General features: G+C 73.2%; 17 protein-coding genes. 5 read left to right on the top strand and 12 right to left on the bottom strand.

Annotated features, from left to right (window positions below; genetic code table 11):
* Positions 1-44: 44 nt before the first annotated feature.
* Together IEX37_RS03995 and IEX37_RS03990 are read right to left on the bottom strand one after the other, a co-directional pair.
* The gene (locus tag IEX37_RS03995; protein ID WP_188754948.1) at positions 45-1298 is read right to left on the bottom strand and encodes a CpaE/TadZ family protein; all 1254 of its coding nucleotides are present in this window, start codon (positions 1296-1298) and stop codon (positions 45-47) included.
* Positions 1295-2014: a CpaB family protein gene (locus IEX37_RS03990; RefSeq protein WP_229663051.1), complete on the bottom strand. Its 720-nt coding sequence runs from the start codon at positions 2012-2014 to the stop codon at positions 1295-1297. The genes IEX37_RS03995 and IEX37_RS03990 overlap by 4 nt, the downstream gene beginning before the upstream one ends.
* A 99-nt stretch (positions 2015-2113) precedes the next feature.
* Between IEX37_RS03990 and IEX37_RS03985 the strand changes: the two genes are divergently transcribed.
* Entirely contained in the window at positions 2114-2371 is a 258-nt protein-coding gene (locus IEX37_RS03985) for a helix-turn-helix domain-containing protein (RefSeq protein ID WP_188754947.1), read from the top strand.
* Positions 2372-2387: 16 nt separating this feature from the next.
* Here the strand turns inward: IEX37_RS03985 and IEX37_RS03980 are convergent, their stop codons facing one another.
* Positions 2388-2987: a hypothetical protein gene (locus IEX37_RS03980; protein WP_188754946.1), complete on the bottom strand. Its 600-nt coding sequence runs from the start codon at positions 2985-2987 to the stop codon at positions 2388-2390.
* Between the two features lie 218 nt (positions 2988-3205).
* Here IEX37_RS03980 and IEX37_RS03975 point away from each other — a divergent pair, with 218 nt between their 5' ends.
* Positions 3206-3655, top strand: a complete 450-nt coding sequence (locus tag IEX37_RS03975) for an Rv3235 family protein (RefSeq protein WP_229663050.1) — start codon at positions 3206-3208, stop codon at positions 3653-3655.
* A 26-nt stretch (positions 3656-3681) separates the two neighbouring features.
* Here IEX37_RS03975 and IEX37_RS03970 read toward each other — a convergent pair whose 3' ends face one another.
* The 4 genes from IEX37_RS03970 to secA form a co-directional block, all read right to left on the bottom strand.
* A complete protein-coding gene (locus tag IEX37_RS03970) occupies positions 3682-4941 on the bottom strand; it encodes a pyridoxal phosphate-dependent aminotransferase (protein ID WP_308421662.1) in 1260 nt (419 codons plus the stop codon).
* A gap of 88 nt (positions 4942-5029) precedes the next feature.
* Complete coding sequence (locus IEX37_RS03965; RefSeq protein ID WP_188754945.1) at positions 5030-6280, bottom strand: hypothetical protein; 1251 nt, start codon at positions 6278-6280, stop codon at positions 5030-5032.
* A gap of 117 nt (positions 6281-6397) precedes the next feature.
* On the bottom strand, positions 6398-7441 hold the full coding sequence (locus IEX37_RS03960) for an ECF transporter S component (RefSeq protein WP_188754944.1): 1044 nt from the start codon (positions 7439-7441) through the stop codon (positions 6398-6400).
* Between the two features lie 323 nt (positions 7442-7764).
* On the bottom strand, positions 7765-10578 hold the full coding sequence (secA, locus tag IEX37_RS03955; protein WP_188754943.1) for a preprotein translocase subunit SecA: 2814 nt from the start codon (positions 10576-10578) through the stop codon (positions 7765-7767).
* Between the two features lie 326 nt (positions 10579-10904).
* Here secA and IEX37_RS03950 point away from each other — a divergent pair, with 326 nt between their 5' ends.
* Positions 10905-12461: a stealth family protein gene (locus IEX37_RS03950; RefSeq protein ID WP_188754942.1), complete on the top strand. Its 1557-nt coding sequence runs from the start codon at positions 10905-10907 to the stop codon at positions 12459-12461.
* Positions 12462-12511: 50 nt separating this feature from the next.
* Here IEX37_RS03950 and IEX37_RS03945 read toward each other — a convergent pair whose 3' ends face one another.
* Positions 12512-13456, bottom strand: coding sequence for a phosphodiesterase (locus tag IEX37_RS03945; RefSeq protein WP_308421661.1), 945 nt, complete (start codon positions 13454-13456; stop codon positions 12512-12514).
* Between the two features lie 269 nt (positions 13457-13725).
* Here IEX37_RS03945 and IEX37_RS03940 point away from each other — a divergent pair, with 269 nt between their 5' ends.
* Both IEX37_RS03940 and IEX37_RS03935 read left to right on the top strand, forming a co-directional pair.
* Entirely contained in the window at positions 13726-14319 is a 594-nt protein-coding gene (locus tag IEX37_RS03940) for a PadR family transcriptional regulator (protein ID WP_188754941.1), read from the top strand.
* Positions 14320-14399: 80 nt separating this feature from the next.
* A complete protein-coding gene (locus IEX37_RS03935; RefSeq protein ID WP_188754940.1) occupies positions 14400-15758 on the top strand; it encodes a hypothetical protein in 1359 nt (452 codons plus the stop codon).
* Positions 15759-15888: 130 nt separating this feature from the next.
* Here the strand turns inward: IEX37_RS03935 and hpf are convergent, their stop codons facing one another.
* The 4 genes from hpf to mtrA form a co-directional block, all read right to left on the bottom strand.
* The gene (gene hpf / locus IEX37_RS03930; RefSeq protein WP_188754939.1) at positions 15889-16554 is read right to left on the bottom strand and encodes a ribosome hibernation-promoting factor, HPF/YfiA family; all 666 of its coding nucleotides are present in this window, start codon (positions 16552-16554) and stop codon (positions 15889-15891) included.
* Between the two features lie 971 nt (positions 16555-17525).
* Complete coding sequence (locus IEX37_RS03925) at positions 17526-19232, bottom strand: LpqB family beta-propeller domain-containing protein (protein ID WP_188754938.1); 1707 nt, start codon at positions 19230-19232, stop codon at positions 17526-17528.
* Positions 19229-20938 carry an MtrAB system histidine kinase MtrB gene (gene mtrB, locus IEX37_RS03920; RefSeq protein ID WP_188754937.1) on the bottom strand — a complete coding sequence of 570 codons (1710 nt, stop codon included), beginning with the start codon at positions 20936-20938 and terminating at the stop codon, positions 19229-19231. Before mtrB ends, IEX37_RS03925 begins: the two co-directional genes overlap by 4 nt.
* 4 nt (positions 20939-20942) lie before the next feature.
* Positions 20943-21638 carry an MtrAB system response regulator MtrA gene (mtrA, locus tag IEX37_RS03915; protein WP_188754936.1) on the bottom strand — a complete coding sequence of 232 codons (696 nt, stop codon included), beginning with the start codon at positions 21636-21638 and terminating at the stop codon, positions 20943-20945.
* Between the last annotated feature and the right edge of the window lie 51 nt (positions 21639-21689).

Here is a 21689-nt window from a genome sequence, read left to right as displayed (position 1 = left end):
ATCTGCGCGATACGGCGGGGCATGCGCGACGCGGATCCGACGCGTCAGGCCGAACGCCGACGGCGAACCGCGCCCTCCGACCGACGCGAGGCCGGCTGCCGCCGAGCGTCGGGCGCGACCGTCGCCGCGAGCCGCCGCACCGCCTGCGCGAGCCCGGAGCGCGGCGCCACCTCTCCCACGGGACGCGCGGCCAGCAGCGCGGCGTCGCTCGCGCGGCGATCGTACGGGATGAAGGAGACGTCCGTCAGGCCGGCGAAGCGCTCGAGCGCGCGGCGCACCTGCCCACGCGGATCGACGCCCAGCGGGCCCGACCGCACGCGGTTCACGACCACGCGCACCGGCGTCGCGCCGATCGCGCGCCGCAGCTCCGCGTGACCCCGCACGAAGCGGGCGACGCCGACGGGGTCGCCGGAGGCCACGGCCACGACCAGGTCGGCCTCGGCGAGCACGGCCAGCGCCGCGGCGTTGCGCCGCGGCCCGTCCAGGTCGCTCACGATCTCCTCGTCCGTCTCGAGCGGCGCGGCGACGTCCGCCACGACCGCGTCGGCCCACTGCCGCAGGACGCCCACTGCCGCCGCCACGCGCGCATGGGAGAGCTCGGGCCAGCGAGCCGTCCGGTTGATCCCCGTCAGCACGTCCACGCGGCCGTCCGGGTCGCCCAGGGGCACGCTGACACGCAGCAGCTCCGCGGCGTCGAGCAGGCCCGACTCGGCCTGCCGACACGCGGCCGCGAAGCCCGGCCCCTCGTCCGCCAGCCCGAGGGCGGGCGCGATCGCGGGAGCGTGGGTGTCGGCGTCGACGAGGGCGACGTGCTGCCCGCGACGCGCCAGCTCCACGGCGAGCTCGATCGCGACGGTCGTCCGCCCCGGAGCCCCCGCGGGGCCCCACACGGCGATCATGCGGCCTGGCCGCCGCGCGGCCACGGCGCGCGGCTCCACGCGCGGCAGCGCGGAGGCCGCCGCCATGACGCGCCGGCCCTCGGCGTCGCCCGGAAGCGGATCGGCAAGCCCGAAGGCGTGCGCCGCCCGGATGTCCGACGGATGGTCCGCGAGCACGACGATCCGCACGCCGAGGCGATCGCAGGCGGTGACGAGCGCCTCGCTCAGCACGCCTCGACCGCCGGCGAGCACGAGCGTGTCGCACGACGCCAGCCGCGCCCCGACCTCGCTGTCCGGCCGCTCCGCGGCGACCGCGACCTCGCCGGGTTCGAGCGTGTCGAGCACCGTGGCACCCTCGTCCCGCAGCTCCTCCGCCAGCCGAACCGCCGTGCGGCGCTCAGCGGCGACGAGCGCGATCACCGTGACTCCTCCGCTTCCTCGGCCGGATCCCCGGCGGCGGCGCGTCCGACCTCTCCCGGCAGTCCCGCGCCCGCGTCGGGCGCGGTGGGAACGGCCGAGAGCACGGAGCCGGCGGCCACCGCCGCGAGGACATCGGCGACGCGCGCCCGCTCGATCACCAGCTCGAGCGACGTGCCGCCGGCGGCCATGACGCCGTCGTCGCGCGAGACGCGCGCCACGACGGCGTCCCCGACCAGCACGCGCGGCGTCTCGTAGGCGCCGGGCTCCGCTCCGGGCGGGGTCTCCCACAGCTCGACCACCGCCCCGCGGTCCACGCTCGCCGGCACGTCGACGGCACTGCGGACGACGACGGCGGTGCGCGTGCTCTGCGCGGCGTCTCCGACCGCGCCGGCGGGCAGCAGTTCTCCCTCGCCGACCGGGCGCAGCGCGACGAGGCCGGCGGCGAGCGCCTGGGGCTCGAGGTATGCACCTTCCGCGGAGCCGAGCGCGACCTCCACGACACGGACGTCCTCGGCCGTGACGTGCTGCCCCGGTACGAGGGTCGACGCCGCCGCGAGCACGGGCGTGGTCTGCCGCGCCGCGCCGACGACGAGCCAGACGCCGGCGACCGATGCGACGATCAGGACGAGGCCGATGAGGAAGCGCGCGTCGGCCCAGGGCGCGCGGCGGCTCCCGCGCGGGGCCGCCGCGACAGGGCGCTCGGTGGTGCTGGTCATGGCGTCATGGTGGCAAACACGACGTGCCGCGTGCGGCGATTGTCCACAGGTATATCGCTCCCGGTATCCCGGTGCCCGCACGCGCTCATAATGGGGAGCATGGTCGACTCTGCGCGTCGTCTCGTCCCTCCGGCACAGGTGGCGGAGCTGCTCGACATCGAGGTGGACGAGGTGATCGCGCTCGTCCAGGAGGGGCGGCTGCGCGGGGCCCGTGTCGGCTCACCCGCGCGATGGCGCATCGAGCGCGAGAGCGTGGCGGAGTACCTGGACGCCCAGGTGGAGGAGGCGCGCCGCATGGCCCTGTGGCGGCAGTCGAACGCGGCGAGCTTCCCCGAGCTGTGGGGCACGCGCCCCTGACCGAGCGCGGGCGGGCTCACACGGCGGGGACGCCCGCGGCAGCGTCGATCCGGACCCAGGCGACCGCCGCGAGGGGCAGCATCCGGTAGCCGCGCACCTCCGCCGCGCGGCGCGGGGCACCCGGCTCGTGGAGGGCGAGATCCAGGTGGTCGGCGCCGACGCGATCGATCGTGCCGGTCAGGATGCGGGCGTCCGTCCCGATGGCGACCCCGACCCTGCGCCGGGCGAGATCGCGCAGCGCGAGGGCGAGCGTCACCCGCTCGGCGAGACGATCGCGCTCCTCGATCGGCCGGGCCGAGCGCAGCAGGTCTCCATGGGCCGCATGCGCGCACGCGATGGCACGCAACGGCACGATCAGGAGGCGGCGCCCGTCCGCCTCGGCAGCCGCGAGCCAGTCGGCCCCGACCGCGGTCACCCGGGCCTCGGCGCACTCACCGTCGCTCAGTTCGAGCGTCACGGGCGCTTCGGCGCCGTGGGCAAGGGCGACCAGTCGGGCGCGCAGCTCCACCCGGGCGAGGCGCAGGCGCTCCGCCTCGGATTCGAGCGCCGCGCGCTCCGCCTCCCATTCCGCGGCGAGCTGATCCTCCAGGTCCTCGAAGAAGCGCTCCCATCGCACGCGCCGAGCGTAGGGCATCGGCGGGGGCCCTGATCCGGCGTGTCCACAGCCCGGGCGCGGGCTCAACGGGAGGCGGCCGACGTGCGCAGCGGGCTTCCACGGGCATACGTGCCGCCTCGGTCGCGGCGTTCCGGCAGTGCTGGACTGGGCGGCGCTACGGCACCCCTCCTCCGCCTCGAGGCGGGGCGTCGGCACGCGTCACACCGAGGGGGGTCTCGATGTCCACACCGCCGTCTTCCCGAGCGGCCCGCGCCGAGAGGCGGTCGCCACTGCGCAGCCTGGCGGAGGTCGAGGAGCACTTCGCGCCGCAGCGGACGTCCAGCAGCCGGCTGCCGGACCCGGAGCCGCTGCTGACCGCGCTCACGCGCGGGGCGCTGGAGGTGCTCGCCGGCGTCCGGGAGCCGGAGCAGCTCGCCCGCTGGCTGGCGGACGAGCCCTACCGGACGCTGCTCGCGCGCGCCGGCATGGCGATGCGCGCGCGCAGCGCTCGCCGCGTCCCCGCGCGTCGCCCCGTCTTCGCGATCCGGTCGATCCGGCACACCTCCCCCGCCGACGGCGTCGTCGAGGGCGTCGTCATCGTGGATGCGCCGCACCGCACGCGCGCCGTCGCGATGCGGCTCGAGGGCATCGACCGCCGCTGGCGCGCGACGAGCCTGTCGATCCTCTGACCGTCTCCGGCCCGACCGCCGCCGCGCTACTGACGGTACGACGACAGGAAGTTCCCGAGCCGCTCGATCGCCTCGCCCAGTACGCGCGCCTCCGGAAGCGTGACGATGCGCAGGTGATCCGGCGTCGGCCAGTTGAATCCGGTGCCCTGCACCAGCAGGATGCGCTCGGCCACGAGCAGGTCGTAGACGAGCCTGGCGTCGTCACGGATCTCGTGCACCTCGGGATCGAGGCGCGGGAACGCGTAGAGGGCGCCTTCGGGCCGTACGCACGTGACGCCCGGGATCTGCGTGAGCTTCTCCCACGCGACGTCGCGCTGCTCGTGCAGGCGGCCGGACGGCGCCACGAGAGCGTCGATCGACTGCACGCCCGTCAAGGCGGCCAGCACGGCGTGCTGCGCGGGGACGTTCGGGCACAGGCGCGTCGAGGCGAGCAGCGTGATCCCCTCGATGAACCCCTTCGCATGATCCTGCGGACCCGTGATCACCATCCAGCCCGACCGGTAGCCCGCGACCCGGTACGTCTTCGACAGGCCGTTGAACGTCAGGCACAGCAGATCGGGGGCGACCGACGCCATCGGGATGTGTTCGGCGTCGTCGTAGAGGATCCGATCGTAGATCTCGTCGCTCAGCAGCAGCAGCGAGTGCTCGCGCGCGATGTCGGCGATGCCCTCCAGCACCTCCCGCGAGTACACGGCCCCGGTGGGGTTGTTGGGGTTGATCACGACGATCGCCTTGGTGCGCTCGGTCACCTTGGAGCGGATGTCCTCGAGGTCCGGCTGCCAGCCGTTCTGCTCATCGCACACGTAGTGGACGGGCGTGCCGCCCGACAGGCTCGTCATGGCGGTCCACAGCGGGTAGTCCGGCGCGGGGATGAGGACCTCGTCCCCTGAGTCGAGCAGGGCCTGCATCGTCATCGTGATCAGCTCGGACACGCCGTTGCCCAGATAGACGTTCTCGGGATCGACGAGCGGAAAGCCCGGGGTGTCCTCGTAGCGGCTGACGATGGCGCGGCGGGCCGACAGGATGCCGCGGCTCTCGCTGTACCCGTGGGCCGTCGGCACGGCCGCGATCATGTCGCGCACGATCTGGTACGGCGCCTCGAACCCGAACACCGCCGGGTTGCCGGTGTTGAGCTTGAGCACCGTGTGCCCCGCTGCCTCGAGCCGCGCAGCCTCGTCCAGGGCCGCGCCCCGGATCTCGTAGAGGACGTGCTTCAGCTTGGAGGACTGGTCCAGCGGCCGCAGGCGACCGGCGCCGACGGGGCTGGGCGGGACGGGGATGCTCATCGTCCCAGGATATGCCGCGACCACCGGTCCACGCGCTCGCCTCTGGACCGGAGGAGCGCGCGGCCGGTGGTCTGCGCAGCCGGGTATGTCACGCGCGCGACGCGCGGCGGACCCGGGGCACGGCGAACAGCACGAGGCCCGCGATGAGCATCATGCCGCCGCCCAAGGAAAGCAGGATCCCGTCGGACCCGGTCGCGGCGAGCTGACGTGACGGTGCGGCACCGTCCGCCGCCAAGACGACGATCTCACCCCATCCGACGAGCTGACCGGCCGCATCGGTGACCGCGAGCCGGTGGGCGCCGGGTGCGACGCCGTCCGGGACCGCGAAGGCGACCGTGCCGTCGGCGGCGACGACCGCGGACCCCAGGGCGGTCGGGGTGGAGAACAACCAGCCGTGCACCGTCTCTCCCGCACGGTCGGCACCGACCGACACGGACACCGATCCGCCCGCCGTGACCTCGCGGGGCACGACGACTCCCCCGCGATTGACGTCGACGAGGTCGTCCGCGGCCGGAGCGACCGGCTCCCCGCCGGTGGCGGGAAGGTCGTCGCCGCCGATCACCGGGGGCTGACCGTCGGTCGCCGGGGGCTGGCCGGGAGCAGCGGGAATTGGCGCTGCAGCGGATGCCACGGCGACGTCGAGGCAGTCCCAGAAGCGCCCCGTCACCCGCACCGAGACGTGCTCGCCCCCGTCCGCGGCCGTCACGGTGTACGCCGATGCGGTAGCGCCGGGGATCGGCTGCCCGGAGCGGAGCCACTGATACGTCAACACGGGAGCACCGGGGACGTCGCCCCAGCTGCGGATGGCCTCCCACTCGGTCTTCCACGCGCCGTCCGCGACGACGAGCGTCTGCCCGACGGAAGCCGTGCCCGACACGACCGGAGCGGGAAGGAGCAGCTCGGGAGCCGGGTCGAAGCTGATGTGCTCGACCTCGCCCGCCACGGTCACAGGGAGGCTCAGCGCCGCATCCGTGGAGCCGCCGCCGCCGTCGTAGTGCAGGACGAGCCCGTTGTCGAACTCGGCCCGGATCGTCACAGCGGTGCCGGGCTCCAGGTCGAGGCCCCAGGCCGCCTCGCCACATCCGTACCCGATCAGAGAGAACGACGTCTCCTCCGTGGTCTCGACGTCCGTGGCGATGACGGAGCGAACCTTGTGGCCTCCCAGCCCGACGACTGCCACCCCGACGGCGGTGCTCGGCTCCTCGGCCTCGGCCGCCGCGGGCGCGGAGCCGAGGCCGATTGTCGTGGCGACGAGCGCGGCGGCTGCCAGCACATGCAGCCAGCGTGGCGCGAAGCGCCCTCCGGATCGCCGGCTCGTCGTCGGGGCTTTCTCGGTCATGTTCACTCCCATAGCTCTTCGCGCGCGTGCCCGCGCATCGATCCGACGCTAAGGGCACTGCTGGGTCCCCTCCCGGCGGTGCGGCGCTTCCGGACGAACCCGGACAGCGCGCCTGCCTCAGGCCGGGTCGCGGGGGCGAAGCAACGCGGGGATCTCCTCTGGTACCTCGCCGCGCAGCCGGAGGGGCGTCAGGAGGCGCGCGAGCGCGAGCGCCGCGAAGCCCGCGGTCACCTTGTCGAGGAACGAGATCGCGGCGTTGGCGACGAACGCTGCGAGCACCGGCGACCCATGCACGTTCAGGGCGGCGAGCAGAGCCTCGGTGGCGTGACCGGGGTACGCCCCGCCATAGAGGACCACGTTCAGCGGGACGGCGACGATCGAGCACGCGAGCGCGACGGCGACCGTCAGGACGAGGAAGCTCGCGATCGTCCGCGCGAAGCGACGGATCCCGTACCCCCACACCACGGCGCCGGCAACGTTCACCAACGCGAACACGACCGTCTCAGGCGTCGACGTGATCGCCCCGAAGAGGTTCGTGGCGAGTCCGACGACGGATCCCCACCACGGGCCGAGGGCGAATGCCGCGGTCGCGGTCCCCACCATGTCGAGGAACAGCGGCAGCTGAAGCCGCACGATGACGGTGCCGCCGAACAGATTCAGCCCGACGCAGCCGACGATCACGGAGACGATCAGCGCCGTCCGCAGCATTCGCTCGCTCGGGCCGAAAGCCGACGGGGAAGCGGAATCGGCGGTGGACGGGCCCGAGGGCTCGGTCTCCCGATCGCCCGGGGCCGGCCGTGCGGGCTCCGCCACCGGCCCGGCCCCCGGGGCAGCCGAGACGATCGGCGCTCGCCGCGCGTCGAGGCATCGCTGCCGCCACTGCTCGGCCTCTTCCGGCGAGACACCCAGCGCGAGGACGATCTCCCTGACCAGCTCGGCGTTGATGCGCTGGCGGCCCGTCTGGAAGGCGTCGAACACCGTCGAACGGGCGACCCGCGCGGCGCCGGGGCTGGTCCCCTCGGCCTCGCGGCGAGCTGCGATGCGCGCCGCGAGCTCCGCGTACGAGACGGCCCCCGCCTCGACGCGGAGGAGCTGGAGGTCGAGCGCCACCGCATCCAGCGGCGACGGGGTGAGCGAGGCCTGTTCGGGTACGGACGTCAACGCTCTCCTCGCTCTGTCTCAGCCCTCTGGACGCGCCGATTCTATCGACCGGCAAACGGGGGAAGACGGGACGAACGAGGACCCCGGCCGCGGTCCCCGAAGGCGACCGGAGCCGGGGTCTGGGGCTCCGCGGTTCGCGTCCATCCCCCCTGGGCGCGTGCCCGCGCGCTCCGCTCCGGGGCAGGAGGGCGCACCCTCCCGACGAGGATCCGCGGTCGGCCCGCTCGTCCATTGTCCCGGTCCAGCCCGGCGCGGAACGGCCAGACGGCGAGATTCCGGACGATCCCGGACAGCCGGCCAGGCGTGCCGCCGCGGGCGGAGGCCTACTTGCCCTTCTTCTGCGCCCGGCGCTGCTCCCGGTTCATCGGCGCGGCCTGCGCCGGTGCGTCCACGGGCTGACCGAACGCTCCACGCGCGGGCGGGCCGCTCGGCGGGGCGGCGGTCTGCGTCGCCTGGGCGGCGGCGCGGCGCACGCGGTCCGTCGCGGCCTTCTGCACCTGGCCGCGGTCGTTGCGCACCTCGACCTCGCCCGCGTCGTTGGGGGCCGAGTACTCCAGCTGCTGGTCGACGCGGTCGGGCGTGAGGCCCTTGGCCTCGACCTCCGGCTGCCCCTGATCGCCCTCGCCCACCGGACGGACCTGCACCTCGAGGTTGAAGAGGTAGCCGACCGCCTCCTCCTTGATCTGGCCCATCATGGACTGGAACATCGCGTACCCCTCGCGCTGGTACTCGATCAGCGGGTCGCGCTGGGCCATGGCCCGCAGGCCGATGCCGTCCTTGAGGTAGTCCATCTCGTACAGGTGGTCCCGCCAGCGGCGATCCAGCACCTGCAGCACCACGCGACGCTCGAGCTCGCGCATGGCCGCCTCGCCGAGGGACTCCTCGCGGTTGGCGTACGCGATCTTCGCGTCGCTGACGAGCTCGCGCTTGAGCCCCTCGACCGTGATGCCGCCCTTGCGCCCGCCGGCCTCTGCGACGACCTCGTCGATCGTGACGCCCACGGGGTAGAGCGTCTTCAGCTCGGTCCACAGCGCGTCGAAGTCCCAGCTCTCGCTGTGGCCGCCGGCGGTGTGCTCGTCGATCACCGCGGTCACGGCGTCCTCGAGGAAGTGCTGCACGCGATCGCGGATGTCGTCGCCCTCGAGGATCAGGCGGCGGTCGGAGTAGATGGCCTCGCGCTGGCGGTTGAGGACGTCGTCGTACTTGAGGACGTTCTTGCGGGCCTCCGCGTTGCGCGACTCGATGGCCGCCTGCGCGTTCTGGATGAGCTTGGAGACGAGCTTCGACTCGATCGCGACGTCGTCGGGGAAGTCGGTGCGCGCCATGAGCGCGTCGGCCGCGCCCGACTGGAAGCGGCGCATGAGCTCGTCCTCGAGCGACAGGTAGAAGCGGCTCTCGCCCGGGTCGCCCTGGCGGCCGGCGCGTCCGCGCAGCTGATTGTCGATACGCCGCGACTCGTGGCGCTCGGTGCCGAGCACGTAGAGGCCGCCGACCTCGATGACCTTCTCCGCCTCCTTCGCGACCTCTTCGCGCACACGCTCGAACACGACGGACCACTCGGCGTCGTACTCCTCCTGGTCCGTGCTGGCGGGGTCCATGCCCTTGGCCTTCATCTCCTGCACCGCGAGGAACTCCGCGTTGCCGCCGAGCATGATGTCGGTGCCTCGACCGGCCATGTTGGTCGCGACCGTGACGGATCCGAGACGGCCCGCGCGCGCGACGATCTCCGCCTCGCGCGCGTGGTTCTTGGCGTTGAGCACCTCGTGCTTGATGCCCTTCTTGGCGAGCAGCCGCGAGAGGTACTCGCTCTTCTCGACGCTCACGGTGCCCACCAGCACGGGCTGGCCCTTCTCGTGGCGCTCCGCGATGTCCTCGACGACCTGGGCGAACTTGCCCTGCTCGTTCTTGTAGACCAGGTCGCGCTGATCCTGGCGGATCATCGGCTTGTTCGTCGGGATCGGCACGACGCCCAGCTGGTAGGTCGACATGAATTCGCCGGCCTCGGTCTCGGCCGTACCGGTCATGCCGGAGAGCTTGTCGTAGAGGCGGAAGTAGTTCTGCAGCGTGACGGTCGCGAGCGTCTGGTTCTCGGCCTTGACCGGCACGCCCTCCTTCGCCTCGATGGCCTGGTGGATGCCCTCGTTGTAGCGGCGTCCCGCGAGGATGCGGCCCGTGTGCTCGTCGACGATCATGACCTCGTCGTTGATCACGACGTAGTCCTGGTCGCGCTTGAACAGCGCGAGCGCCTTGATGGAGTTGTTCAGGAACGAGATCAGCGGGGTGTTCGCCGACTCGTACAGGTTGTCGATGCCGAGGTAGTCCTCGACCTTCTCGATGCCCGCCTCGAGCACGCCAACCGTGCGCTTCTTCTCGTCGACCTCGTAGTCGATCCCGGGCTCGAGCGTGCGCGCGATCTTCGCGAACTCGACGAACCAGCGGTTCGCCTCGCCCGAGGACGGCCCCGAGATGATCAGCGGCGTGCGGGCCTCGTCGATCAGGATCGAGTCGACCTCGTCGACGATCGCGAAGAAGTGGCCGCGCTGGACGAGGTCCTCCTTGCGCCACGCCATGTTGTCGCGCAGGTAGTCGAAGCCGAACTCGTTGTTCGTGCCGTAGGTGATGTCCGCGGCGTACTGCTCGCGGCGGACGGCGGGGGTCTGACCCGACACGATGACGCCGGTCGTCATGCCAAGGGCGCGGTACACGCGGCCCATCAGCTCCGCCTGGTACGACGCGAGGAAGTCGTTGACCGTGATGACGTGGACGCCCTTGCCCGCGATCGCGTTCAGGTACGCCGGCAGGGTGGCGACGAGGGTCTTGCCCTCACCGGTCTTCATCTCGGCGATGTTCCCGAGGTGCAGTGCGGCGCCACCCATGATCTGCACGTCGTACGGGCGCATCCCGAGCGTGCGCTTGGCGGCTTCGCGCACGGCCGCGAACGCCTCGGGCATGAGGTGGTCGAGCGACTCCCCCGCCTCGTGACGCGCCCGCAGCTCGGCGGTCTCGCCGCGGAGCTCCTCGTCCGTCAGCTGCGCGTAGTCCTCCTCGAGGGCACCCACCGCGACGACGACCTGCTGGAGGCGTCGTCGGATGCGTCCCTCTCCGGCGCGAAGCAGCTTCTCGAAGGGGTTGGCCACGTGACATCTCCTCGTTCGGTACCGGCGTCCACCGGACCCGCGCCGGCCGGCATCGGGCATACCCACTCATGTTATCCGCCCGTGACCTCGCCAGCGCCCCCGGAGGGCGCCGGGCCCGACGGATGCGCCTCCGCAGTCGTCCGGCGGGGACATCGCCCGCCCTGCGGGGACATCGCCGCAACACGCCCGACACACAAGAGACGTAGAATCGCTCAGCCGGCCTCTGCGCTGCCGGCCCCGCGCCCCGGCCCGCCGCCGGGAGGACGCACACGACCGCGCGAAAGCACGACGGCTGCACACCAGCCGCATGAGAACCGAGGTGATCGATGACCCGACTGGGCCCTTCCTCCGCGATCCGTCCCCTCCAGCCCGAGCCCGGGTCCGCCGCCGGCGGCACGAGGTCGATCGGAGGCCTGCCGCACGTCGTGGCGGAGGTCACGCCGGAACAGGCCCAGACGTCCGACCTCCTCGCCCTCGCGGAGCTGTTCGAGGACGCGGGACTCGAGCCGTGGCTGCTGCGCCGGTCGAGCGGGCGACCCGCCCTCGCCCTCCCCGCCTCTCAGCGGGAGGTCGCGCTCGCGGCGCTGGACGCCGCCGCGCAGCGGGACCCCTGGGCGGCCGCCCGGCGGGAGGAGGGCACCGTGCGGCCCGTCGTCGCCGGGGCCGCTCGCGCCTTCGGCGGCAGCGGCGCCGCGACGGTCTTCCGCCCCCGCACGGTCCCCTCCGGATCGCTCCGCTACGGTGCCGAGCACGGCGTGCGCGTCGAATTCTGGCGCCGGGAGGGCGGCGTGCTGCGCGCCCCCCGACGCAACGCGCTGACGCGGCGCACGATCGCGGTCGACGACCTCGCGTTCGAGACGGTGCGGCGTCATGGCCGGACCTGGAAGACGATCGCGGGCATGTTCGCGCCCGGGGCGAACGAGTTCACGCAGGAGGTCGACATCGTCTTCTCGTGGGTGGACGGCTCCTCCAACGAGTTCCAGCGCGAGCGCGCCAAGCGCATGAACGCGTACGTCGTGGGCGACGGGGACGCGCACGCGGCGCGCTACCGGCAGGTCGACGAGCTGCGCTACGCCCTGCGCAGCGTGCACATGTTCGCGCCCTGGATCCGCACGATCTGGATCGCGACCGACAGCCCCGCGCCGTGGTGGCTGCGCGAGCACCCGCGCGTGCGGATCGTGCGCAGCGAGGAGTTCTTCGCCGACCCCTCGGTCCTGCCCACGCACAACTCGCACGCCGTCGAGGCCCAGCTGCACCGCATCCCCGGCATCGCCGAGCACTTCCTGTACGCCAACGACGACATGTTCTTCGGACGGCCCGTGAACCCGGAGCTGTTCTTCACCGCGGCGGGCGTGACGCAGTTCGTCGAGTGCGACGTGCGGATCGGGGTGGGCTCGCCCAACGCCACCCGCAGCGGCCACGACAACGCCGCGCGGGTCAACCGCGAGCTGCTGCAGCGGCGATTCGGCCGGGTGATCACGCGCGACCTGCAGCACTGCGCCACGCCCCACCGCCGCAGCGTCATGTTCGAGCTCGAGCGGGAGTTCGCCGAGGATTTCGCGCGCACGGCCGCATCCCGGTTCCGCAGCGCGACCGACATCTCCGTCACCAACTCGCTCTATCACTACTACGCGCTGATGACGGGCCGGGCGCTGCCCACCACCGCGCCGCGCACCGCCTACATCCAGACGACGCTGCAGGAGTCGCTGCACCGCATGCAGCGGCTGCTCGCGCGGCGCGATGCCGACATGTTCTGCCTCAACGACGGCAGCGTGCCGGAGGTGCCGGAAGAGGTCCGCGAGCGCGCCGTGCGCGAGATGCTCGAGGCGTACTTCCCGGTGCCGGCGCCGTGGGAGCGCACCGCCGCGGACGACGCCGCCTGAACCGACGCCGCCGCCAGCGGCGCGGCCGGCAGGCGATCCGCCCGGGGGCCTCAGCGCACGACGGGGATGGACGACGTCGGGGGCGCGATACGGTCGGCGCTCGCCCGGGCGGCCGACTCGGGGATCACGACCCCGGCGTCGGCGAGGCGGCGCTGCGTCTCGGCGGCCGTCGTGACCTCCGCGGGGGCGGCGTCCGTGAAGGGCACCACGGAGTGCACGACCGTCTCCTCGTAGACGTGGACGAGGTTGTACGCCTGACCCGCGTCGCGCGGCCGCATGCCTCCGTCCGCGACCGCGAGATCCTGCGTGTAGCACGTCGCCGAGGCGACCGACACGGGGATGCCCGCGAACGTTGCCGACGTGGAGAAGTGGACGTGGCCGGCCAGGATCGAGCGCACGTCGCTGCCGCGCAGCACGTCGGCGAGGCGACGCTGGTCACGCAACTCGACGAGGGTCGCAAGATCCAGCACGCACGGCACGGGCGGGTGGTGCATCGCGAGGATCGTGCCGTGGGGGGCCGGGACCGCGAGCTCGAGCGCGAGCCAGTCGAGCTGCGCGTCGCTGATCTCGCCGTGGTGCTCCCCGGGCACCGACGTGTCGAGCACGACGACCCGGAGCCCGTCGAGGTCGTGGACCGCGTCCACGGGGGCGTCGCCGGCACCGTCCAGCAGCTCGCGACGGAACACGTCCCGATCGTCGTGGTTCCCCATGACCCAGATGACGCGGGCGCCGAGGCGGGCGGCCGCCGGCTCGACCGCGGCGCGGAGCTGGGCGTACGCCTCCTCTTCGCCGAGGTCGGCGAGGTCTCCCGTGAAGATGAGCGCGTCGGGCCGGCCGCCGGACGCCTCGAGCTGGGCGAGCACGCGGTTCACGTTCCCCACCGCGTCGACGCCGAAGACACCGCCTTCCGCGCGGAGGTGCGTGTCGCTCAGGTGAACGAGCAGGTGGCTCGGGCGGGCGTACTCGGCGATCCGAATCTCGGGCAGGTCGGACATGCGCGAAATGTTACCCATCTGGTTCTGACACGCGAGTGACACGCGGGTGAATGGTCACGGAACTCGCAGGACGCCGCGGACACGCCGCTCGGCGCGCGCGGCTGAGAGCGCATTTCCGGGTATGCATGTACTCGGCACACATGTCGGGCTCACAGCCCGGCACACACTCGGACGATCCCGAGACACCGAGCGGTCCGCGCCGGGCCACGGGTCCGCGAGCGCGGCTCCGATACGCAGACGCGGGGCACGCGCCCCCGGAAGGAGGGCGCATGTCGGTGCGGCAGAGCCTGCTGGCGATCCTGGATCAGGGGCCGTGCTACGGATACCAGCTGCGCGCCGAGTTCGATCGCCGCACCGGCGGGACCTGGCCGCTCAACGTCGGGCAGATCTACAACACGCTCGAGCGTCTCGAGCGCGACGGGCTCGTCTCGCGGGGCGACGCCGACGACCGCGGCCACGTGTTCTGGTTCATCACGGACGCGGGCCGCGCCGAGGCCCGCGCGTGGCTCTCCGCGCCCGTAACGCGCCCCGCCGGCACGCGAGACGAGCTCGCGATCAAGCTCGCGCTCGCGGCCACGCTGCCGGGCGTCGACGTCGCCGCCGTCATCGGTTCCCAGCGCGCCGCGTCCGCCGCACGGCTGCGGGAGCTGCGGGAGGCCTCGGACCGGCGCGAGACACCGCTCGACGCCGAACAGCTCACGCGCTCGCTCGTGCTGGACGCCATGGTGTTCGCCGCCGAGGCCGAGCTGCGCTGGCTCGACCACGTGGAACGGCGCCTCGCGGCCCATCCGCACCGCGCGATCGCCCTCGAGCTGTCGACCGAGCGTCCCCGCCGGGGACGTCCGGCCACCGCCGTCGCCTGAGCACGCTCCCCGGGCCGGCTCGAGCGCTCACGCCACGCCGTGCGGGCGGCACGCGGGCTCGCGAAACGTAGGATCGGATCATGGCCGGATTCTGGGGTCGACGCAAGCGCGAGCAGGAAGCGGCGCAACAGGCGCAGGACGACGATCTCGCCCGGCGCGCACGCGCCGCGCTCGTCGCCGCCGACGAGCGCATACGCACGACGTCCGACGAGCTCGACTTCGCCGTCGCGGAGCTGGGCGAGACCGCGACGAAGGACCTGCGCGAGGGGCTCGTGGCCGTGCGCACACACCTGGCGGAGGCGTTCCATCTCCACCAGCTCAACCACGACGAGATCCCCGACACCGCCGAGGAGCTGCGCACCCGCAACGCGCGGATCGTGCAGCTGTGCGAGTGGGCGGAGGACGTGCTGGACGAGCGCACGGAGGCGCTGCGCGAGCGGATCGCGACCGTGCGCCAGGCGCCGCAGATCCTCGAGCGCGTGCGCGCCGACGTCGAGCGGCTGCGGGAGCGCCTGCCGCAGGCGCGCGCCACGGTGGAGCGGCTCTCGCATCGCTACAGCACCGAGGCCATGCACCGCGTGTCGGCCAACCCCGAGGAGGCCGCTCAGCTGCTGGACTTCGCGATCCACAGCGCCGACGTGTCGGCCCGCCGCCGTGAGGCCCGGCGCCCGGAGGAGGCGAACGTGGCGCTCGAGACGGCGACCGAGGCCGTCCGCCGCGCCGCGACGATCCTCGACGGCGTCGAGGACTTCGAGATCGAGGCCCTGCGGGCGCAGTCGACGCTCGCGGACGTGATCGCCGACTCGCGGGAGGACATCGTCGCGGCCCGCCCACTGACGCAGAGCGGCGCGCCGCACAGCGCCGAGGTGACCGCCGCGGTCGCTCAGCTGGAGGCCGCGCTCGCCGCCCTGCCCGGACCCGGAACGCCGAGCGATCCGTTCGCGGATCTCGCCTCCCTGCGCGAGGCGAACGCGGCCCTCGACGCGGCCGTGGAGAAGGCGCGCGAGCGGGCGGCCCGGCCGCTGCCCTCGATCGAGCACGTGCAGCACGCGGTCGACGCCGCCGACCGCGCGCTCTCGGTGGCAGCCAGCGTCATCTCGGGCCACCGCGGCTGGATCGGCGCGGATGCGCGCACGCGGCTGGCGGAGGCGCAGCGCCTGCGGATCGACATCGATCCTCTCGTGGCGCCCGAGGACACGCGCGAGGAGGCGATGACGCTCGCTCGCCGCGTGGCCCAGCTCGCGAACGAGGCGCTGCAGTCGGCGCAGCGCGACATCGACTCCGGGCGCCCCGACGGCGACGACTGGGGCGACTGGGGCGGCTGGGGTGGACGCCGCGGCCCGATGCCGATGGGCGGCCGCGGCGGAGGCGGCGGACTCCTCGGCCCGGTCGTCGGCGGCGTGCTGCTCGGCGGCCTGCTGGGCGACATCTTCGACTGACGCACCGCCCGGGGGCCCTCCCCCGAGCCGCGTCCCACTTCGTGTCGGTCGATGTCCCACTTCCTGCCGGATACCGGCTTCATTCCGGCAGGAAGTGGGACATCCTCGGTTCGGTTCGGGTGGAGTCAGCTCAGGACGCCAGGGCCTCGGCCTGCGGGGGCGCCTGCGCGGTGAGCGAGATGACGCCGTAGTCCCAGCCGCGGCGCCGGTAGACCACACTCGGGTGGTCGGTGCGGGCGTCGATGAACAGGAAGAAGTCGTGGCCGACCAGCTCCATGCGGTCGACGGCTTCCTCGACCGTCATCCACTCCGGGTCGAACGTCTTCGTGCGGATGACGACGGGCGTGTAGTCGTCTTCCTCCTCCCGCTCGGAGACGACCGGGACCTCGCCCGTCACGACCGCCTCGATGACGTCCGCCGGGGCGGGCTGGACGTCGATGCCCTGCAGGGCGCCCGAGCCCTTCTCGTAGTGGGCGCCCCGGGGGTGCAGTCGCCCCGTGACGCGCTTGTCCTTGGCCCGACGCAGCTGCTCGACCAGCTTGTCGAGCGCGACGTCCAGGGCGGCGAACTTGTCGCCCGCGCACGCCTCCGCCCGGATGACGGGGCCCTTGCCGATGATGGTGAGCTCGACGACGTCGTCCTCCACGCGGCCGTTGCGGTGGGCCTGATGCGTGACCTTCACCTCGAGCCGCATCGCACGCGGCGCGAGGGTCGCGATCCGGGCGGTCTTCTCCTCGACCACCGATCGGAAACGGTCGGTGACCCCGACGCCGACTCCGCTGATGTGCGTGTCCATCTTGCCTCCCTGTCCGGTCCGCCGACCAAGGCGGACCTCTTCCGGGTCCGCGGGGCCGGCGCCCGCCCCTCGCGTCGCGATGAGCGGAGCAGCCCCGGGGGCTTGTGTGACCCCCTACCGTAGACCGGTCGACTCGATCTGTCACGACCCCTTGGGCGCGTCGCATCCGCCATCCGCCCACCGGCCGTCCCTCGGACGCGCCTCACGGCGCGCGCCGGGGCGTCGCGGCGACGACCGCGGCGCCCACGACGGTCGCTCCCGCCGCCCGCAAAGCGCGCCGCCTCCGCGAGCGTCGCGCCGGTCGTGACCACGTCGTCGACGAGCAGCACCTCCAGGCCCGCGGCCCGGCCGCGCACGCGCATGCTGCCCGCGGCGTTGCGCTCGCGTTCCGCGCGGCCGAGGCCGCGCTGGTCCCGCGTCGGTCGAGCCGCGACCAGCAGGCGCGTCGTGCGCGCGCCCGCGCGTCGCGCGACGAGCTCGGGAACGCGATACCCCCGCCGCCGCAGCGCGGCGCGGGACGTGGGCACCGGCACCGCCACCACGGGCGCGCGGCGGCCGGCCAGGGCGGCGCTCACCGCGGCGCGCAGGGCCGGCGCGAGCATGAGCGCCACGTCGGTGCGGCCCCGCTCCTTGAGGGCGCGCACGGCGCGGGCCGCCTCGCCGTCGAACACCAGCCCGCTCCAGACCGCCAGTCCGCCGGGGATCGCGCGGCAGCGCGGGTCGGGTCGCAGGCGCGCCGCGCACGGCGCGCACAGGTCGACGCCGGACGCGCCGCAGCCCGCGCACGCCACGGGCAGCGCGAGCGCGAGCGCGCCCTCCAGGGCCCGGCGCGTTGCGCCGGCCACGTCCGCGAGCCGAGTCGTCCCCATGCCGTCAGCATCGCGCCCGGCGCCGCCGGTGCGGGGGCCGCGCGGATCCGCACGAAGAGCACCGACGCCCGGACCGCTGGGGACGAGGCGTGCGGCCCTCCCTCAGGGCATCTCGCGCGAGGCCTGCGGGCTGCCCGCCTGCGTCGCGAGCACGGAGACGCCGCCCGCCACCTGCTGCCAGGACGACCCGCGCCGCATGTACAGCAGCCCGTCGGCCGTGAGCAGCCGCGCCGACGAGTCCTGAGTGCCCGACTCGATCCGGATCGTGCCGCTCGGCGCCACCGAGCGCTCGGACTGACCGCCGACCTGCTGCTGGATGACCGACACCGCGCGCTCGTCCCCGGAGACGATGCCGATCCTGGTGTCCTCCAGCCACGCCACCGCGATACCCGGATTGTCGAGCAGCGCCACGCGCGTCGCCTCGCCGATCCCCGTCGGCGCCCCGGTCTGGTCGCGGCTCACCCCCGCGACCACGGCCCAGTACTCGCCCCCGATGGCGACCAGTGCCGCCAGCCGGGAGCCGTCACGCGACATCGCGATCGCCGACAGGCGGCTCGCATCCGGCCACGCGCCCTCGATGACGGTGGGTTCGAGGTCAGCATTCCACGCCAGGAGGCGCCCCGGCTCCTGCGACGACGCCGTCCACACGTGCCCGAACGGATCGAGCACCGGAGGAAGCTGCCCCGGGCGCGAGTCCTGCACGTGGTCGTTGCGCCCGTCGGACGTCACGCGGTGCACGACCCCCGTCGCCAGCAGGAGCGCGGCGACCTGCTGGCCGGGCGCCACGGACGCCGCCCGGATGGCCGTGGGGATGTCCTCGATCGTGTCGCTCAACCCCTCCAGCGGGGTGATCTCTCCGCCCGAGAGGAAGCCGAACGCACCGTCCTGCAGCACGAGCGCGCGCGGCTCGGGACGAGTCGCGACCGTCGCGACGGGCACGGCGGCGACCGAGTCGCCGTCGATCCGCAGCCGTACGCTCTGCACCCCCGCACCCGCGAGGCTGGCCTCCAGCTGGGCGAGCATGCGCCCGATCGACACCTGGTCCGCCCCGGCGGCCAACTCGTCGAGCTCGACGTCCGCGATCTGATCGGTGTCGACGGGCACGGCGGCGCGCGCGAGGTGGACGTCCTGGGGGAACGCGCTCACCACGGATCCGGCGAGCCACGGGCTGGGGGCGCCCTCGACGAGTTGCGCGACGATCTTCGTCGCGCTGTTGCCGCTCGCGGGGAACCATCGCACGTCGGGCACCAGGTAGGTCCACGTCGGGTCGAAATAGGCGAGCGTATGGGCGCTGTACACCTCCGAGAAGCTCTGCCGGTCGAGCACGATGCCGTCCGGTGCCTCGGAGATGCGCCACTGTTCGTCCTCCTGCTGAACCAGCTCGAACCGCAGGGTGACGTCCCCGCTCGTCGAGGTGGAGTAGGAGCCGTGCTGGTCCACGGTCGCCGTGGGGGTGACGGTGAGCTCGATCGCGTCGTCGCTCTCGACGAAGCGGCGCTCGTCCGCCAGGTCCACGATGACGGACGACTCGGGGCGCCACGTCTCCGCCAGCGAACTCGTGAGGAACTGGCGGGCCGTCTCCCATCCGCGGATGGGAGACGTGGCCGCCTCGACGAAGCCCGCGACGATCTGCTCGGGCGTCTCGTCCCCGGCGGGGCCGTCCGGGTAGAACTGCCAGTTGGGCTCGGAGTCGGCGTCGTCGCGCGGCTGCACGGGCGTGACATACCCGGACGTGGGAAAACCCGTGCACGCGGCGAGCGTCAGCAGCAGCGCCAGCAGCGCCGCGGCGGCCGCAGATCGTCGGTTCATCGCGCGTCCCCTCCCTCGGTCCCCTCGGACGATGCTCCCGCGGATCCCTGGAGCGCGGCTACATCGATCGTCGAGATCGGCTGGGTCGCCCCGAGCGCGACCGGGACGGTCTCGTCGGATGGCTCGAGCCGGATGGGCGACGGGCCGTCGAGCCCGCCGGCGTGGCGCGGCAGCGTGAGAACGAAGTGCGTGCCGCGGCCGACCTGGGACCAGACCGAGAGCGTGCCGCCGTGCAGCTTGGCGTCCCCCAGCGCGATCGACAGCCCGAGGCCCGTCCCGCCGATGGTCCGGCGACGAGAGGGGTCGGCGCGCCAGAACCGGTCGAACACGCGCTCGGCCTCCGCGGCCGACATGCCCATCCCGTAGTCCCGCACGCCCACCGCCACGGCGTGCTGGTTGCTGTCGACGGTCAGGACGATCGGGCGCCCCTCGCCGTGCTCGATCGCGTTGCCCAGGAGGTTGCGCAGCACCCGGCGGACGCGACGCGGATCGAGGTCGACGGGCGAGTAGCCGCCGGGCGCGAGCAGGCGCAACTCGCTGCCGTGCTGCTCGGCGAGCTGGCGCATCGACTCCATGACGTCCTCGGCGAGGTGAGCCAGGTTGGTCGCCTCCAGCTCCAGCTGCACGGAGCCGGCGTCATAGCGGCTGATCTCGAGCAGGTCGGTGAGCAGTTCCTCGAACCGCGCCACCTGCGCGTGCAGCAGCTCCGCGGCGCGGGCGGTCGCGGCGTCGAACTGGTCGCGGCGGTCGTGCAGGATGTCGGCGGCGAGGCGGATCGTCGTCAGCGGCGTCCGCAGCTCATGCGACACATCGGACACGAAGCGCTGCTGCACGAGCGACAGCTCGGCCAGCTCGTGGATCTGCGACTCGATGCTGTCGGCCATGGCGTTGAACGATCGGCCCAGCGTGGCCAGCTCGTCCTCGCCGCGCACGGGGATGCGCACCTTCAGGTCGCCCGACGCGAGCCGCGCGCTCGTGCCGGCGGCCTCGATGATGGGGCTGGTGAGCGATCGCATCACGAGCAGCAGGATCGTCACGACGATCAGCACCATCGCGATCCCGGAAGCCCACAGGGTGCGCTGCACGAACCGCAGCGTCTCGGTCTCGTCGGCGAGGTCGTACGCCAGGTAGATCTCGTAGGAGCCGACATTCTGGACCTGGAGCTGCTGTCCCACCACGATGCCCGCGACCTGGGCCCCCTGGCCGTCCTGCAGCGCGATGGACTGCCACCACTGCGAGTCCGGCGTCGAGCGCACGCGCTCGCGCAGACCGTCGGAGAGCACCTCGGTGGGCAGCCCGAGGACGCCGAAGCTCGGCGGGGCGAGGGGGGACGGCGCGTCGTCGATGCGCAGACCCGCGATCAGCTCCGTGGTCGCGAGCCGCCCGATGTCCTCGCGCACCGAGCTCATGAGCTGCTGCACCGCGGCTCGGCTCGTGGGCGGCTCGGCGGACTCGAGGGTGTCGGTCGCATACGCCATGGCGCGCGATGCGTCCGCGAGCACGTCCTCGCGGCGCGAGTCGAACAGGTCGTTCTGGATGGCGAGCGCCATCCAGAGACACGCGACGGTGATCGTCATGGCCGTGAGGGCCGTGGTGATGACGATCGTGCGGAACTGGAGGGAGCCGCTCCACAGCCGCCGCAGCGCGTCCGGCCACGTGCGGGGAGCGCTCCAGGCGAACAGCGGCGGACTCGCTGCGGGCGGCATGTCCCTAGGACGCGGCGGCACCGGACGCGGCGCCTGCGCGATAGCCGACGCCGCGCACCGTCGTGACGATCTTGGGGTTGTCGGGGTCGAGCTCGATCTTGGCGCGCAGGCGCTGCACGTGCACGTTCACCAGCCGCGTGTCCGCCTTGTAGTGGTAGCCCCAGACCTGCTCCAGCAGCTCCTCGCGGGAGAAGACCTGCTGCGGCCGGGAGGCGAGCGCGACGAGCAGCTCGAACTCCAGCGGCGTGAGCGCGATCGGGTCCTGACCGCGGCGCACCTCGTGCGCCGCGACGTCGACCGTGAGGTCGCCGATCCGGAGCACCCCGTTGGAGGACTCGGCGGCGGGACGCAGCCGCGTCCGGATGCGCGCCACGAGCTCCTTCGGGTTGAACGGCTTGACGATGTAGTCGTCCGCGCCGGCCTCGAGACCGTTGACCACGTCGGTGGTGTCGGAGCGCGCGGTCAGCATGATGATCGGCACGCCCGATTCGGCACGGATGTCCGTGCAGATCTCGATGCCGTCCTTGCCGGGCAACATGAGGTCGAGCAGCACCAGGTCCGGACGCTCCTGGCGCCAGGCGTCGACGGCGAGCTCACCGTCGGCGCAGAACAGCGTGTCGAACCCCTCGGTGCGCAGCACGATGCCGATCATCTCGGCCAGTGCCGTGTCGTCGTCGACCACGAGGATGCGGGCTGTCATGGGGTACGGAGGTCCTTCGTTCGGGATCCGAGGCGCACGGCGCGGTGCGCT

Source organism: Microbacterium album (genome assembly GCF_014643695.1).
GTDB lineage: Bacteria > Actinomycetota > Actinomycetes > Actinomycetales > Microbacteriaceae > Microbacterium > Microbacterium album.
Note: the sequence above shows the minus strand (reverse complement) of the source record. Positions and strands in the feature narration are given on the sequence as shown.

Bases quoted from the DNA above. Each gene is read 5' to 3' on its own strand.
- mtrA (WP_188754936.1), bottom strand. From the start codon at position 21,638: ATGACAGCCCGCATCCTCGTGGTCGACGACGACACGGCACTGGCCGAG.
- hpf (WP_188754939.1), bottom strand. From the start codon at position 16,554: ATGGACACGCACATCAGCGGAGTCGGCGTCGGGGTCACCGACCGTTTC.
- IEX37_RS03965 (WP_188754945.1), bottom strand. From the start codon at position 6,280: ATGACCGAGAAAGCCCCGACGACGAGCCGGCGATCCGGAGGGCGCTTC.
- IEX37_RS03990 (WP_229663051.1), bottom strand. From the start codon at position 2,014: ATGACCAGCACCACCGAGCGCCCTGTCGCGGCGGCCCCGCGCGGGAGC.
- IEX37_RS03925 (WP_188754938.1), bottom strand. From the start codon at position 19,232: ATGAACCGACGATCTGCGGCCGCCGCGGCGCTGCTGGCGCTGCTGCTG.
- mtrB (WP_188754937.1), bottom strand. From the start codon at position 20,938: ATGCCGCCCGCAGCGAGTCCGCCGCTGTTCGCCTGGAGCGCTCCCCGC.
- IEX37_RS03935 (WP_188754940.1), top strand. From the start codon at position 14,400: ATGGCCGGATTCTGGGGTCGACGCAAGCGCGAGCAGGAAGCGGCGCAA.
- IEX37_RS03975 (WP_229663050.1), top strand. From the start codon at position 3,206: ATGTCCACACCGCCGTCTTCCCGAGCGGCCCGCGCCGAGAGGCGGTCG.
- IEX37_RS03950 (WP_188754942.1), top strand. From the start codon at position 10,905: ATGACCCGACTGGGCCCTTCCTCCGCGATCCGTCCCCTCCAGCCCGAG.
- IEX37_RS03940 (WP_188754941.1), top strand. From the start codon at position 13,726: ATGTCGGTGCGGCAGAGCCTGCTGGCGATCCTGGATCAGGGGCCGTGC.
- IEX37_RS03945 (WP_308421661.1), bottom strand. From the start codon at position 13,456: ATGTCCGACCTGCCCGAGATTCGGATCGCCGAGTACGCCCGCCCGAGC.
- IEX37_RS03970 (WP_308421662.1), bottom strand. From the start codon at position 4,941: ATGAGCATCCCCGTCCCGCCCAGCCCCGTCGGCGCCGGTCGCCTGCGG.
- IEX37_RS03985 (WP_188754947.1), top strand. From the start codon at position 2,114: ATGGTCGACTCTGCGCGTCGTCTCGTCCCTCCGGCACAGGTGGCGGAG.